Annotated in this window: 14 protein-coding genes; 6 read left to right on the forward strand and 8 right to left on the reverse strand. The window is 40.8% G+C overall.

Going from position 1 to position 14,276, the window contains the following annotated elements:
- Window positions 1-32 precede the first annotated feature (32 nt).
- The gene (hisC, locus tag AC6JA8_RS17340; RefSeq protein ID WP_497974928.1) at window positions 33-1,181 is read left to right on the forward strand and encodes a histidinol-phosphate transaminase; all 1,149 of its coding nucleotides are present in this window, start codon (window positions 33-35) and stop codon (window positions 1,179-1,181) included.
- Entirely contained in the window at window positions 1,178-2,182 is a 1,005-nt protein-coding gene (locus AC6JA8_RS17345; protein ID WP_497974929.1) for a fumarylacetoacetate hydrolase family protein, read from the forward strand. The genes hisC and AC6JA8_RS17345 overlap by 4 nt, the downstream gene beginning before the upstream one ends.
- On the opposite strand, the gene AC6JA8_RS17350 is transcribed toward AC6JA8_RS17345, so the two are convergent.
- Window positions 2,179-4,104: a methyl-accepting chemotaxis protein gene (locus AC6JA8_RS17350; protein WP_497974930.1), complete on the reverse strand. Its 1,926-nt coding sequence runs from the start codon at window positions 4,102-4,104 to the stop codon at window positions 2,179-2,181. The genes AC6JA8_RS17345 and AC6JA8_RS17350 overlap by 4 nt on opposite strands.
- Window positions 4,105-4,285: 181 nt before the next feature.
- On the opposite strand from AC6JA8_RS17350, the gene AC6JA8_RS17355 reads away from it, so the two are divergent.
- Window positions 4,286-5,371 (forward strand): homogentisate 1,2-dioxygenase, encoded by a 1,086-nt coding sequence (locus tag AC6JA8_RS17355; RefSeq protein ID WP_497974931.1) that lies wholly within the window; start codon window positions 4,286-4,288, stop codon window positions 5,369-5,371.
- Between the two features lies 1 nt (window position 5,372).
- Here the strand turns inward: AC6JA8_RS17355 and AC6JA8_RS17360 are convergent, their stop codons facing one another.
- Genes AC6JA8_RS17360 through AC6JA8_RS17370 form a run of 3 tightly spaced genes read right to left on the reverse strand, consistent with a single transcriptional unit; the run spans window position 5,373 to window position 8,210 of the window.
- Window positions 5,373-6,161: a lysophospholipid acyltransferase family protein gene (locus tag AC6JA8_RS17360; protein WP_497974932.1), complete on the reverse strand. Its 789-nt coding sequence runs from the start codon at window positions 6,159-6,161 to the stop codon at window positions 5,373-5,375.
- Window positions 6,161-7,012 carry a GNAT family N-acetyltransferase gene (locus tag AC6JA8_RS17365; RefSeq protein WP_497974933.1) on the reverse strand — a complete coding sequence of 284 codons (852 nt, stop codon included), beginning with the start codon at window positions 7,010-7,012 and terminating at the stop codon, window positions 6,161-6,163. Before AC6JA8_RS17365 ends, AC6JA8_RS17360 begins: the two co-directional genes overlap by 1 nt.
- Complete coding sequence (locus tag AC6JA8_RS17370) at window positions 7,002-8,210, reverse strand: M20/M25/M40 family metallo-hydrolase (RefSeq protein ID WP_497974934.1); 1,209 nt, start codon at window positions 8,208-8,210, stop codon at window positions 7,002-7,004. The genes AC6JA8_RS17365 and AC6JA8_RS17370 overlap by 11 nt, the downstream gene beginning before the upstream one ends.
- Window positions 8,211-8,338: 128 nt before the next feature.
- Here AC6JA8_RS17370 and AC6JA8_RS17375 point away from each other — a divergent pair, with 128 nt between their 5' ends.
- Complete coding sequence (locus tag AC6JA8_RS17375; protein WP_497976890.1) at window positions 8,339-8,965, forward strand: flavin reductase family protein; 627 nt, start codon at window positions 8,339-8,341, stop codon at window positions 8,963-8,965.
- Window positions 8,966-8,968: 3 nt separating this feature from the next.
- Here AC6JA8_RS17375 and AC6JA8_RS17380 read toward each other — a convergent pair whose 3' ends face one another.
- From AC6JA8_RS17380 to aroC, 4 genes are read right to left on the reverse strand one after another with little or no spacing between them, the layout of a single operon-like run.
- Window positions 8,969-9,337: a hypothetical protein gene (locus AC6JA8_RS17380; protein ID WP_497974935.1), complete on the reverse strand. Its 369-nt coding sequence runs from the start codon at window positions 9,335-9,337 to the stop codon at window positions 8,969-8,971.
- Between the two features lie 20 nt (window positions 9,338-9,357).
- On the reverse strand, window positions 9,358-10,599 hold the full coding sequence (locus AC6JA8_RS17385) for a 3-phosphoshikimate 1-carboxyvinyltransferase (RefSeq protein WP_497974936.1): 1,242 nt from the start codon (window positions 10,597-10,599) through the stop codon (window positions 9,358-9,360).
- The gene (locus AC6JA8_RS17390) at window positions 10,574-11,599 is read right to left on the reverse strand and encodes a 3-dehydroquinate synthase (protein ID WP_102245081.1); all 1,026 of its coding nucleotides are present in this window, start codon (window positions 11,597-11,599) and stop codon (window positions 10,574-10,576) included. Before AC6JA8_RS17390 ends, AC6JA8_RS17385 begins: the two co-directional genes overlap by 26 nt.
- Window positions 11,600-11,623: 24 nt before the next feature.
- Window positions 11,624-12,616 (reverse strand): chorismate synthase, encoded by a 993-nt coding sequence (gene aroC / locus AC6JA8_RS17395; RefSeq protein WP_497974937.1) that lies wholly within the window; start codon window positions 12,614-12,616, stop codon window positions 11,624-11,626.
- Between the two features lie 181 nt (window positions 12,617-12,797).
- Between aroC and AC6JA8_RS17400 the strand changes: the two genes are divergently transcribed.
- On the forward strand, window positions 12,798-13,388 hold the full coding sequence (locus AC6JA8_RS17400) for a zinc ribbon domain-containing protein (RefSeq protein ID WP_497974938.1): 591 nt from the start codon (window positions 12,798-12,800) through the stop codon (window positions 13,386-13,388).
- A gap of 78 nt (window positions 13,389-13,466) precedes the next feature.
- Window positions 13,467-14,240, forward strand: coding sequence for a transglycosylase SLT domain-containing protein (locus AC6JA8_RS17405; RefSeq protein ID WP_497974939.1), 774 nt, complete (start codon window positions 13,467-13,469; stop codon window positions 14,238-14,240).
- The last annotated feature ends 36 nt before the right edge of the window (window positions 14,241-14,276 follow it).

The raw sequence follows: 14,276 nt of genomic DNA on the forward strand, positions 1-14,276 counted from the left end.
ATCTATTCTACCGTTTTAATGGAATTATTGTTATGTCGGAAATTTCTGATCAAATCCAAACCCTAGTACCTGACTATGTTCGTAATCTAACTGTTTATCAAGCAGGAAAACCTATTGATGAATTGACCCGCGAAAAGGGTTTAACCCGCGTTTCAAAGCTGGCAAGTAACGAAAACCCACTTGGGCCATCTCCTTTTGCCATCAAAGCGATGACCAATGCTCTTTGGGATGTTCACCGCTACCCGGACATGAACGCTTACATGCTTAAGAGCTCTCTTTCAAAACTCTACAAACTTAAACACGAAAACATTATTCTTGGAAACGGCTCTGAAGGAATCATGGCCTACATCGCCCGCGCTTTCATTCAAGCAGGTCAGGAAGTCCTGACATGCCAGAATAGTTTTATCGGATTTAGCATCATCGCCAGAAGCGTTGGGGCCATCCTAAAAACTGTTCCTTTAACTGAAGATTATCGTTTTGATGTTATCGCTCTAGGAAAAAGCATCACTAAAAAAACGAAAGTCATCTACATCTGCAACCCAAACAATCCAACCGGCACTTATATCACTAAAACAGAATTCGACATTCTTATGTCGTATGTTCCAAAACATGTTCTGGTTATTTTAGATGAAGCTTACTTTGAATTTGCTATTGGAAAAGAAGATTATCCAAACTCAATGGACTACCGCTATGACAACGTTCTGACTTTAAGAACATTCTCTAAAGCTTATGGTCTTTCGGGAATCAGAATTGGTTATGGTTTTGGACATGAAGACCTAATTGCCAATCTCCATAAAGTTAAACTTCCTTTTGAGCCAGGTCTTATCGCTCAAATGGGAGCAGCTGGCGCGATTCACGATAAACCGCATTTAAGAAGAACGGTTGTGAATAACCAGAGAAGATATGCTGAGACTTTCGACTTCTTAACAAAACACGAATTCAACCCAATCAAATCGGTGGCAAACTTCATTGCTTTTAAAACCGGTTCTGAAGAAGCTTCACGCTATATGTTTGACAGCCTACTTGATAAAGGGGTCATTATCAGGCAACTTAAGGCCAATGAAATGCCGGACTATGTTCGCGTTTCACTTGGAACAAAAAGAGAGATGAGCCATTTCTTCAAGGCCATGGAAGCCATTCTACCTGAGTACAATAAACGTTACGGGAGACCTAAAAAATGAGAGTCGTCACTTACTTACACCGTCATTCATTAGGAACTGAGAAACGTTTAGGAATCCTGGTTAGCGACACTGTCATTCTTGATCCAAACTTTGTTTTTGCTTGTGACTTTGAAAGAGAAGGACGCTTCAATGCCAGAGAGCGCGCTAATATTCACTGTCCACCTTCTTTAAATGCTCTTCTTCGCACTAGAGAAAATCCAAAAGAAGTTCTCCATGAAGCCTGGGGTTTAATGCTTTTCTTGGAAAAGTGCGGCTGCTTCAACATGGAAGACGGAACAAAGTATTTAATTGAAATGGATAAAAGTATTTCTCTTACAGCTCCACTTGATAAAATTGAAACTTACCGCGATTTCTTCGTGCACGAAAAACACGTGGCAACCGGCTTCAAAAAAAGAAATGAGCCGATTCCTCCGGCATGGTATGAGCTTCCTGTTTATTACAAAGGAGCGACGGCTGGATTCATTGGACCAGATAAAGACATCCTATGGCCTTCATACACTGACGTTTTAGACTATGAACTAGAACTAGGAATGGTTGTTGGTCTCGATGGAAAAAACATCAAAGCAAAAGATGCACACAAACACATTTTTGGGTTCACTATTTTAAATGATGTTTCTGCCCGCGATATTCAGAAAAAAGAAATGACAGTTAGACTAGGACCGGCCAAAGCAAAAGACTTCTGCTCTGTGATTGGACCAGTGATTGTGACTGCTGATGAATTCGATACAACAGAACCTGATCTTCTTATGACGGCAAAAATCAACGGCAAAGAATGGTCGCGCGGACGTTCGGGTGATGCTCAGTTTACATGGGCGCAAATGATCGAGCACGTTTCTCGCGATGAATGGATTTTAGCTGGGGACTTCTTTGGTTCGGGAACAGTCGGGACAGGTTGTGGTCTCGAGCTTGACCAGTGGATCAAGCCCGGAGACGTTATCGAATTAGAAATTGAACAAATCGGAAAATTAATCAATAAGGTTGGGCACAAGTCGCTTTATTAAGCGGCTTGCTCCACTCCCAAAACTTCTCTTTCAATCGTTCCTACAATTCTCTTAAGCTCAACAACCTGACCAGTAAGTTTCTGGGCATGCTCTGATGTTTCCTGAGATAACCCAAGACCATGGTGAACACCTTCATCAATCTGATCAATAGCTCTGGTGATTTCTGAATACCCTTTAGTCTGCTCAGTAATCGCCATAGAGATTTCATTCATCATCGAGCTTAACTCTGTGATGTTATCTACAATTTCATTTAATGAAGTCACACATTCTTTTGTAATGCGCTCACCAGAATCAAGTTGAGCACTTGCTTTAGCGGTAAGTTCAACAACGCGCGAACTCATTTTCGTAATAATGCTTTCGACCTGTGTGTTGGCAAGTGAAAGGATATCGTTAATTTCTTTAGCCGAAGCCCCGCTAACCGAAGCAAGTTTTCCAATTTCTTCAGCAACGACCGCAAACCCTTTCCCATGTTCTCCAGCTCTCGCTGCTTCTACAGAAGCATTGAAAGATAGAAGTCTTGTCTGGAAAACGATATCGTTAATCACTTTTGTTCTTTCGCTGATATCAGAAATAATTTTAATAATTGTTTTTAACTCTTCACTGCTCGAGTTAATCTCCTTGAAGAATTCCTGGTTGCTTTCAGCGATTTCTTTAATCGTCGAGGCCATTTTATAAATAGACTCTTTACCGTTAATCGCCTGCTCTTTTCCTTCTTCTGATTTCATCGAAGAGATCTTGATACTTTCAAAATTTTTCTCTGACATGGCATTGATCTCATGCAGAGAGCTCACCGTTTCCTGAACAGCAGCGGCCTGTTGGGAAGAAACAGAAGAAAGGCTGTTTGAAGACTCTGTTAACTTTTCACTGGCGTCAGCATTGATGGCCACTGCTCCAGTTAACTGTCTTAAGGCCGTTGAAATTCTCTTTGAGCCTTCTTTGAAGTTTTTAGATGTTGCAATTGAAACAATCAGGGCAATTAAAATCGCGCCAATACCAATTGATGTCGCTTTATTTCTTGCATCAACAATCGATCCATCTCTGGTTAAAAGAAGCTCTGTTAAAACTTCATTTGTTAAAAGATAAAATCCATGGGCCGTTTCTACCATTTTCGGAGTCATCGCATGAGCTTCGATGGCCTTTGCTTTATTTCCTTTTGAGATTTCTTCTAAAAGAGCAAAGTATTGTTTAAATTGAGCATCAGCTTTATCGCCTTGCTCTTTTACTTCTTTTTGTAGCTTTGAATTTACACCATAGAAGTTTTTGTCTTCATTGATTGATGTACCTGCATCTGCATAAATACGCCCCCAGTCTGACTCTCTTAACATTGAAAGAAAGACGGCCATCTTAACCTGCTCCTCCGTAGTCATAGGAACAGTTGATTTCGCTGCAAAATCTGCCAGGAGTCCATCTACTTCATAAAAACGATCTGCAATTTGAGGTGCGGCCAGCAATGTAATATCCATCAAATAATATGAATCCAGATCCGGGTCAAGAATCAGGTTTGATGTATCTCCCGTATGGACAACCAGGTCGCGAAGGTCTTTTAGAACTTTATAAGGTTCAGCTTTATTCGCTTTAAAATCCTCAAATGTTTTTGTTAGAGCAACTTTATTGATATGATCGCGCTTGCGTTCAGCAAGAGACCCATCATCTAAAAGAAGATCACTTTCAAACTTATTAAACTGCTTTAACACATCCGCCATCAAAGGCCCCATCGCCGGAGTGTATTTCTTATTTTCGACGACAAGATTAATCAGATTCATCGTTGTTCTTTGAATCTCATTTCCCATTTGTTCTTTTCTACCAAATACTAAATCTTTGTCGTATGAATTAAACATCAAATACAACAACACCAAGATTGGAATGGCGTAAAAAATATTGTTGATAAAAAGTTTTGTTGATAGCGATAAATTAAGCTTCATAATACTTCCTTTAAGATTTCCTTACCTTTGATCGGTTAACTGTTTAAAAATTTAAAAGAAAAATATTGATTTATGTCACCGAGCAAAAAGGTCAGCTATTTGCTGAAAATAGTGTATTTGCGCGATTCAAAAGACCTTTTTTACTTCACGAGGGCCTTTGGTTTGGGTCAAAATGAGGACTATGGAAAATTTTAAATCGTCTGGAATTCATACTAAACAAGCTCACGTCAAGGTGCCTGAAGGCCATTTTGAAGAAGAACACGGAAGAGATGGTTTCTTTGGTAGAGTCTCTCACCTTTATCACCAAAAACCACCGGTCGGATGGAGCAACATCGAAGGTGACCTAAAGCCTCGCTGCCAGCCACCAATGTATGACAATGCCGCCAAAAACGAATTCATCACCATTCTTTCAAATGACGATGTCGTTTTAAATATCGGCCACTACACTGAATCATTTAAAAACTTCTACCGCAGTGCTGACTTTGATGAGATGTATTTCATCCACGATGGAACAGGAACTATTGAAACAGTTTACGGTCATCTTGATTACGTTAAAGGTGACTACATCGTGATCCCACGTGGAACCACTTATAAGCTTTACCTGAAAACAGAAACGAAAATCTTTAAAGTTGAATCTCGCTCAGAATTCGAGCAACCAGAACGCGGTATGCTTGGGCCCAACGCTCTTTACGATCAAACCGCGATCGTTGTTCCAACAGCTGCTTACGGAAGCGAGCAAGATAAAAAAGAGTACAAGGTTGAAATTAAGCGCCTGGGAAAAATCACGACTGTGACTTACCCATACAACCCTCTTTGTGTCTCAGGATGGAAAGGGTCAGTTTACCCATTTAAACTTTCTATTTATGATTTCTGTCCGGTTATGAGTCACCGCTACCACATGCCACCAAGTGCTCATACAACTTTCGTTTGTAAAAACTTTGTTGTTTGCTCATTTGTTGAAAGACCGCTGGAAGACTCATCTCACGGAGTGCTTAAAGTTCCTTTCTACCATTCAAATATCGATTTTGATGAAGTGCTTTTTTATCACCAAGGAAACTTCTTCTCGCGCGATAATATTGATGCCGGTGCTTTAACTTTCCACCCACAAGGGATTCACCACGGGCCACACCCTAAGGCGTTTAAAAATAGTGAGAGCAAAACTTTCACTGACGAATTTGCGGTGATGATCGATGCGAAAAGACCACTGATCCCATCAGAATGGTTTATGAAAAACGAAAATAAAGATTACTGGAAATCTTGGTTCTAATTTAGACTGCGTGAGTGATGATTTGATACTCTTCACTCACCAGCTCAAAACATTTCTCCGCCAAATCATTTTTACTTTCAAAATCATCAGCATTCAGGCTTTTCATAACCGTCAGTTCGGCCACAACGTTTTTATGACTGAAAAGCTTTAGAGCATGACCTAAAAAGGCCATATCGCCGTACCAAAAGACTTTATCGCGGTTTTTAAGAGTGAGTCTTTCGCCATCAAGTGTGCGGTAATTTAAACATACAGGAAGAACTTTTGAGTGAGAGTTCACGGCTGCTTGAAACAAAGGTCTTCTAAAGCGGATCACTGCTTCGCCATTAGTGCTTGTAGCTTCTGGAAAAATCACGACATTCAGACCATCACTAAGAGCATTACTTAGCTCCTGAACTTCCGCCGTTAGTCCTGATCGGCTTCTTCTTTCCACAAATAAACACCCGCCAAGCATGCATAGATGACCTAAAAAAGGAGTTTCCTTCATTTCATTAGAAGTCACAAAACATGTCGGAAAATAAGAACTGATAATCAAAATATCGAGGTAAGAAAGATGATTGGAAACAATTAGGTAATTTTCATCGGGATCAATAGGAGCAAAATTCTTTCTTACTTTTACATTGAAAATTTTTAACCCAACTCGACTCGTCAGCGAAATCACTTTGGTTAAAAAAGGCCTTGCGCGCTCAAAGCTAAACCCGGCAAAAGCGAAAATAGTAAACGAGACAAGAAAGTACCCTATTAGGGCAATGACAAAAAAGAGTGTCCGAATAAATAGTCTCACCAGGGCCATTAACCTTCCGACTTTTTAAAATACCTCTTCTCATAAGAAGAATTGAGTTCTTTGAGATTAAGTATAGTCAAAAAATCGATGCATTGGAAATCTTTATCCAGTGCCGGATGCCCAAAAACTTTTGCTCCCGCATTGATATAACTGCGAAGCAATGAAGGAATTTGCCCCATGATGAATTTCTCTTCGAAAATATCTTCACCTGTCACTTTAGAGAGGCTCATTTTATATTTAGTTGTTGGCTTAATCGCAAATTCTTCTGATGTCATATTGTTAGCTTTCATGGTCTTTACGATCGCTTTGGCCATAACAGGAGAGACAGTCATCACACTGCTACATCCAAAAAGGTAACTAGCATTCGTAAGCCTTGCATACTCACCGATTCCTCTCCAAAGAAGATCAATAACGGCTCCATTTCTATGTTCCGGATGAATGCAGGCCCTTCCCAGCTCCAGCTTGACTCCTTCAGATTGAACGAAAGCATCCAGGCTGAATTCACCTTGCGAGTAAAACTTTGATGTGTGGGCACTTGAGAGCATGCGGTAGGTGCCGCAAATTTCTCCCGTTTGATTTGAACGGATTACCAGATGGTCACAAAGAGAATCAAAGTCATCTAAATCCAGGTTGTGGTCATCTGTGATTCCTGTTTCATTGAAGAAAATATGGTGTCTCATGCGGAAGAGCTCAACCAGTTCTGAAAGATGATTAGCTGTTTTAAGTGTGTAGTTTTGAGTCTTAATAAAAAGCGGATGTTTTGGACTATAAGTTAAAAAGCGCGGTGAAATATACAACATCCATTCGTCGTGCAGCTTGTGTCCTGAGTGAATGCAAGCAATTTGAGAACTAGTTGTCATAAAAATCTCCTTTCTCCAAGAGAGTAAGCATTTTAGTAAGAGCATATTGGCGAGAGTAAAAACTCTTTAAACACATTTCTTCATTTTTAGTGTGCATGCCTTTTGTTTTTGGCCCCACTCCATCAAGATAAATCAGTCCTGGTCTGGCGAAATAATTGATGTCAGCAGCACCTCCTGAGTGCTCAAGCTCACACCTTTCTCCTTCAATCTCTTCAATCACCTCAATATATTTTAAAAGAAGCGGATGATGATCCGGTTGCAACGGCAGTGGTGGGCAGTCATCGACAATTTCAATGGCAGTCTGGCACTGCTCTTTGGTGTAGAAACACTCCACTGAAGAGTTATCGATCAGACTTCTAATTGCCTGATCGATCTCGTCTCTGGCCTCTAAACTTGGAAATCGAGTGTCTAATTTGATTTCCATAGTGTCGCAAATCACATTGTAGCGGTCCATTCCCCCTCTCATTGTCCCGACATTGACTTTAATTTTGTTGTCGATGTCGTTGAACGGATGGAGTTTGGAAATAAACTCACAGGCATGGTGAGCGGCATTGATAAAAGGTTCACCAAAACGGCCTGCATGGCTTGCTTTACCTTTGATACTGATATTGTACCAACGGTTTCCATTTCGAGATGAGATCAGCGATCCATTAAAGAGGGCCGGCTCTAATCCAAAAACAATTTTTGATTTTTCTCCCACTTCTTTAAAGAAGCTGTGAAAACCAATTGAGCCTGTTTCTTCACATGGTGAGCAAACAAAAGCATAAGTGTGACGATGGGTAGGATGAGCAGCAAAAAAGCTTCTTAGTGATTCAAGGGCCATTACAATGCTTCCTTTGTCGTCGCCAATTCCTGGCCCGGTCAAAGTTTGTGAAGCGTAATGAATTTTAAAATAAAAATCTTGGTCTGGAGAGCATACAGTGTCTGCATGTCCAATAAAACTGATTTGCTCACTTGTTTCACCTGGTTTAACAGCGTAGAGTAAATCACCTGTCTCTGATTCAAGGTTGGGAATAAAGCTGCAACTAAAACCTAATTCCTGCAGTTTTAGAGCAATTTTTCTCTGAACGCGGTTAACGCCTTCGACATTCTTCGTCTGGGAATCCATTCCCACCAGCTCTTCTAGAAAATCCAATCCCAAAAGCCTTTCGGCAACCGGGAAAGGTGGAGTCACTAAAGGTAGCGCTAAGTCTAACAACGAAACATCCTTGTAAGATATTAATAAAATTTAAACACAATGATTTACATATTGAGTGTTAAAATCTCGGTAGAACTTTGTTAGAGTTGTATCAAGATTATTTAAATAACCGGGGTTTTCGCGTGACAATGAAGTCTTTTGATACAAATGGAGCATTTGCTGACAATTATAAGTTTTTAATTGGCTCTATTCTTCCGCGTCCGATCGCCGTTGTTTCAACAGTCAATGAAAGTGGAACAAACAATGTTGCCCCTTTCTCTTTTTTCACGGCCGTTTCAGCAAGCCCGATGATCGTTGCTTTTTGTCCAATGATCCGCTCAAGCACTGGAACAATCAAAGACACTCCAAGAAACATCTTTCGCGAAAAAGAATTTGTTATTAATATCGCGAGCGTTGGCATCATTGAAAAAATCAATATGACTTCAACTGAACTTCCTTATGGCGAAGATGAGTTTGTTCTTTCAGGATTAACTCCGATTGACTCTGAAAAAATCAAAGCTAAAAGAATTAAAGAATGCCTGATTCACTTTGAATGCGTTTACCGTGACCACTTAAGCTACGGCGATAAGCCGGGAGCTGGCATGATCATTACCGGCGAAGTGGTAAAAGTTCACATTGCAGAAGAAATTTTAGAAGATCACAGAATTATCACGAAAAAACTAAAGCCGGTCGGGCGTGGTGTAGGAAATGATTATTTCAGATGCGATGATACATTTGAGCTTTCACGATTAATGAAAGCCCAAATTCAAAAATAAGACTTATTCGAAAGCGCTGTCTTTGTAGTAATCCTTCACTTCAAGGTACATTCCTACATTGCAGCCTTCTTCCAGGTCGATTCCCAGAACTGTCCCGCCTTTAACTTCCAGAAGAGACATCTCCGCTGTCTGGTCTACATTCACACAGTTCATTTGGTGAAACTGAAGATAGAACATGGGGTAGCCAGGGATGGTAAGCGGCTCAATTTGACGTAGTTCATACGTTTGACCAGCTGGCAGAACCACTCCGTTTTCAAACGCAATGTCTTGAGTTGATTTGTATTGATCGTAAAGCTCCAGGTCACTCCACGAAGTGCTGGCAAGTAATGTTGATGAGAATAATACAGACGCTAATAAAATGATTTTTTTCATATAGACCTCACTAATGAGATCTATTCTAACAACGACAGGAAATTTGGGAAAGATTTTTCTATGCAGTCGACTTCCCCTAGCATTCCGCCAGAGTTTTTCCACATAAAAAGCGCTGCGGCCATAACAATGCGGTGGTCGCGGACAGGGTGAATCGTTACTTCTGGATAAGTTTTAGATGAACCCTTAATCGTCATGGAGTCGTTCTCAGGGAAGTGGGTGAACTCCACTCCAAAAGACTTCATCATCTTCACCATTTCCAGCAGGCGGTCACTTTCTTTAAACTGCAAAACTTCAAGTTTAGAAAATGTACTCTCCCCTTCTATGTGCGCAGCAAGAAAAACTAATGTTGGAAAAAGATCAGGGGCCGTTGAAACATCAAAAGAGAACGCCTTTAAAGCGCTTCCTTTCTTGATTTCCAGGCCATCATTAGAAAGTGCACGGTGAGCACCAATTTCTTTTAAAAGTTCAATAAACGATGAATCCGCCTGGAATGAATCAATCTCCAGGCAATTTTTAATCAGCACTCTTCCCATTAAGGCCGCGAGTGCAGCCGGATAACCAAGCGAGCTAAAATCCACTGGAATGGTATAAGAATTTCCTTCCGTGGCCTTTTTAATTACCTGCGAAGTCATTTTTAAATACGCTTCTGAAGCTTTTAAATTTAAGAATTCAAACTTTAGCGGGATATTAGAAAACGCCAGCATTAAGGCCGAAGCAAATTGGGTGCTTTTTGAGCAATCGACTTCCAGCTTGGTTGTATTGTAAAGAGAAGCAGGGCCCTTCATTTTGATCCATGCCTCTGGATTATTCTTATCTTGATTGCATACTATGCTCACGCTCATTTTTTTAAGCGGAACAATGAGGTCTTCAATCGGACGCTCATTCATTTTCTCAGAAGGACGAAGATGGTATTCCTTTTTCCCGCGCGCGAGAAGAGCAATAAGAAAACGATTGGTCGTCCCACCATCTCCTGTCATTAGTTCAATAACATCTCCACTCGATTCCTTCTCACATTCAGGGAATGAATTCTCAAAAACCACCGTCGATCCATTTTGACGGATTCGAAGACCAATTTTCTTAAAAGCATTTAATAAATGAGTGACATCTGTAGAAGTAGAAAGATTGTGAACTTTAAAATTGCCACCGCGAATCGCGCCCAGGATCAGAGCGCGATTGGAGTGGGATTTACTTGTCGGTAAAATGATTTCTTTGTCGAATTTCTTAAGAGGGCGAGCCTTATAAAGTGAATTTTCTAAGTTCATCTTTATTGGCTTCCAGCACCGCTTGAATTTCATCAAACGTTTTTGTTTCGATATCGGCGTTTCCAATATCTTTGATCATAACCAGGTCAATTGAGCTAAGTGCACTGATCTTTTTATCTTTTGAAAGATACAGCATGATCTTCTCAATCGGGAATTCCTTGTTAAACCATGGTGAGTTCTCACCAGGCATTTCCAACGCCTTTTTAAGGGCCGTGATATCATTTAAGTTTTTCTCTGTTCCAAAAAGTTTAAACAGAAGGGACATTCCCCACATCACCGCCTCTCCGTGAGGGATGTTGTAGATAAACTCTACTGCATGACCAAAAGAATGCCCAAGGTTCAGAAGTCTTCTCACTCCCGTTTCCTTTAGATCTTCTTCCGTAAGTTTTTCTTTGTATTTTGCACAGGCATCAATGATTTGTCCCATGTCAGTTTTTCTAATGACCAGGTCATAGATTGTGTAATCCAGGAAACAGTACTTAAGGATTTCACCCATACCACTGTTTTTTTCAACAGGAGTTAGAGTCTCGATAAACTTAGGGCAGATCCAGACATTTGTCGGCAAATGAAAAGCTCCAATCAGGTTTTTTCCTGATTTAGAGTTAATCGCAACCTTCCCACCAATACTTGCATCAACCATTGAAAGAAGAGTTGTCGGGACAATACTCCACTTAATTCCACGAAGGATAGTGGCCGCCACAAGTCCTCCGAAATCAGACGTAGCTCCACCACCAATAACGATCAGGTGAGCATTTCTGTGAATTCCTTTATCCAGGAAAAACTCTACTGCACTTTGGAAATCGTTAATGTTTTTAACTTTCTCACCATCAGCAGCTTTCCAGAAAAGGACTTTTTTATTTTCAATTTTTTCCAGAAGGATGTCTTTTGAGTAAAGACTCCAGACATGGTGATCAGCAATAATTAAAACGGTATCCGTTTGCAGTTGGTTAATTTCTTCAACAATATTTTCTAATTCTACATTCTTAATTTCTGTCTTCATTCAAACTCTTTTCTTAATATATTTTTAAATCTGGTATGCGTTCTGTCTTAAAAAATGATCCGCCAGCACTACTTTCACCATGGCCTCCACTACTGGAATGGCCCTAGGGATAATGCACGGATCATGGCGTCCCTCTTTGGCCTTATCCCCCACTGTTGAGGTTGGCTTGAAGGTAATGGTCATCACCATTTTCTCACCATTAGAAATCCCGCCTTCCATTCCGCCAAAAGCATTGGCCGTATTTGAAACAGCTGATCCCTTCATCAGCGCCATCTCTTCTCCTAAACCATAAGAGAAAGACACGACAGCTCCAATTGAAAGAAGTGCTTTAGCGAAATCCGCCTTTAATTTGTCAAAGGCTGGCTCTCCTAATCCTACAGGTGAATTCTCCACAACGATGCGGACTCTTCCACCAACTGACTCTCCCTGAGTTTTTAAATCCTCAAGGTATTTTTTTATCTCATCATTTCTCTTTGTATCAGGAAATGAATAAGGACTTAGGTCTGCTGATAAATCTTTTAAAATCTCTTTGTGTTCAAATGGTCCAAGCAGGCTTACATAAGCTTTTACTTTTACCTGTGGAAGCACAAGGCCTGCAAAATACCCGGCCACTACGCGCGAGAGAGTCTCTCTTCCTGAAGAACGTCCGCCTCCGCGATGATCGCGGATACCGTATTTCATCATGGTCGTCTTATCGGCGTGTCCAGGACGATGTTCTTCTTTTAACTTATCGTAGTCAGCACTTTTTTGATTTGTATTGTGAACGATAACAGCAATTGGTGTTCCGAGAGTTTTCCCCTCAAAGACACCAGAGAGAATAACCGCTTTGTCGTCTTCATTTCTTGAAGTTGTTCCAGCGATTTTTCCAGGAGCTCTCCTGTCTAATTCGCGCTGCAAGTCTTCCAGTGAAACTGAAAGCCCAGCTGGAACTCCGTCAATCACTACACCCATTGCCGGGCCATGTGACTCGCCAAAGCTCGTCAAAGAAAACATTTTACCAAAGCTATTTCCACGCATATAGTGACCATTATACTCAAAAGCACCAGGCAAAAACAAGGAAGCATCGGTCATGTTCCTCGAGAGCTTTAGGCATTTAATCGAAATTGAGGCCCTAAAGAGGGAAAATCAACAAAATCTCGAGAGAATTAGCAGCGAAAACAAGAGAATATCCGACTTAGAGCAGCGTCGTAGCAAGACTTTGTTACAAAATGAAGAGTTGCGCCTGGAAGAAAAAAATCTCAAGCTCGAAGAAAGTCAGTATCAAATCGAAGACTGGCAACTGCGTCTCAATAAACTCACTTCACAACTAAGTATGGCCGCGACTGAAAAAGAGCAACTCGCTTTTGAAAGTCAGATTGCGACTGTGAAAAAAGATATCGAAAGCAACGAAGCTCTCTATTTTGAGAAGCTGGAAAAAAGCGAAGAGATTCAAAATCAGATCAAAGAAAATGAAGACTTCATGAAAGGCTCGCTCACAACTCTTGAATCCATCAAAATAGAAGTCAGAGACAATGTCGCTAAAGAGCAAATGATCATCGATAATCGCAACAAACGAATTGAGTCACTCACTGATTTATGTCATCCGAGTTTAAAATCGCTCTACCTTGAACTTGAAAAAAAGTTTGCACCTAAAAGCCGCCCGGTCGGTTACTTAATCGATAAAAAGTGCAATGCCTGCCATATGCTGACAGACTCCATGCTTAAGAACTCCCTGGACGAAGGGCGCTCAATTGAGACCTGCCCAAACTGCGGAAGGCTACTTATTCCCGAAACGGCACGGGTCTATTAACAATTTCCCACTACTTACAACCTAAAAAAATTACACCCTCCCCTAGGCATTGGTATTTTTCTTAAGCTAGAAGATGCCATGATGAAAAAGACTTTAACCCTACTGACTTTCGTTTTATCTCAACCAGGCCACACACAGGAGATCGCCGATAAAGGCTATCGTCTCTCTGGTGAAGCAGTCATGAAAGACTTCACTCTAATGCGCCTGACTCCGAGTGAAGACCACCTCATCAAATACATTTTAAAAACAAATCACAGAGTTCCTAGAGAAGAAGCTGTTGCCATTGCCAGCAATGTTTTAAAAGTTTCTGAATGTTTAAAAATTGATCCATGGTTATTAACTGGATTGATTCAAAAAGAGTCTACATTTAAAAGAGATGCTGTCAGTCCGACAAACGCTGCAGGTCTGACCCAATTTACTTCTGTTGGTTTCAAAGAAGTCAACGACCAGTTGGGAATCAGAGGTAAAGAAGGCGCAACTGAAAACGCTATTTTGTATTACAGCTCAAAAATCCGCGACTGCATTGATCCAGGATGGGTGGATTTATGGAACCGCGTTTCGGCAACTCCCGAAGACCCGGATTTTTTCAATCTTTTAAAAGAAGAAATCAAAACTGATATCCCAACGGCCGTCACTTATGGGGCCATTTTACTTAAGACTTACGTGGCCTACGTTGATAACAGGTCAGCAAGAGCTGAAGTAGACCTTCCTTTGAGTGAAACCTACTATCAAGCGCTACAGATTTATAACGGTGAAGAAGGCAACGCTAAAGTAAATTACGCGAAAGCGATCTTCAAAAACGTGCAGAATCTGTACCCGCACAAAGTAAATTTTCCTTTTCTTCAGCAATAATTCCTCTCCCTATTGACGTCTAACGCCACTTATCCG

It is taken from the genome of Bacteriovorax sp. HI3 (assembly GCF_059738875.1).

Excerpts from the sequence above, each read along its gene's own strand:
- hisC (WP_497974928.1), top strand. The coding sequence starts at position 33 with ATGTCGGAAATTTCTGATCAAATCCAAACCCTAGTACCTGACTATGTT.
- AC6JA8_RS17345 (WP_497974929.1), top strand. The coding sequence starts at position 1,178 with ATGAGAGTCGTCACTTACTTACACCGTCATTCATTAGGAACTGAGAAA.
- AC6JA8_RS17350 (WP_497974930.1), bottom strand. The coding sequence starts at position 4,104 with ATGAAGCTTAATTTATCGCTATCAACAAAACTTTTTATCAACAATATT.
- AC6JA8_RS17355 (WP_497974931.1), top strand. The coding sequence starts at position 4,286 with ATGGAAAATTTTAAATCGTCTGGAATTCATACTAAACAAGCTCACGTC.
- AC6JA8_RS17360 (WP_497974932.1), bottom strand. The coding sequence starts at position 6,161 with ATGGCCCTGGTGAGACTATTTATTCGGACACTCTTTTTTGTCATTGCC.
- AC6JA8_RS17365 (WP_497974933.1), bottom strand. The coding sequence starts at position 7,012 with ATGACAACTAGTTCTCAAATTGCTTGCATTCACTCAGGACACAAGCTG.
- AC6JA8_RS17375 (WP_497976890.1), top strand. The coding sequence starts at position 8,339 with ATGAAGTCTTTTGATACAAATGGAGCATTTGCTGACAATTATAAGTTT.
- AC6JA8_RS17380 (WP_497974935.1), bottom strand. The coding sequence starts at position 9,337 with ATGAAAAAAATCATTTTATTAGCGTCTGTATTATTCTCATCAACATTA.
- AC6JA8_RS17385 (WP_497974936.1), bottom strand. The coding sequence starts at position 10,599 with ATGAACTTAGAAAATTCACTTTATAAGGCTCGCCCTCTTAAGAAATTC.
- AC6JA8_RS17390 (WP_102245081.1), bottom strand. The coding sequence starts at position 11,599 with ATGAAGACAGAAATTAAGAATGTAGAATTAGAAAATATTGTTGAAGAA.
- aroC (WP_497974937.1), bottom strand. The coding sequence starts at position 12,616 with ATGCGTGGAAATAGCTTTGGTAAAATGTTTTCTTTGACGAGCTTTGGC.
- AC6JA8_RS17405 (WP_497974939.1), top strand. The coding sequence starts at position 13,467 with ATGATGAAAAAGACTTTAACCCTACTGACTTTCGTTTTATCTCAACCA.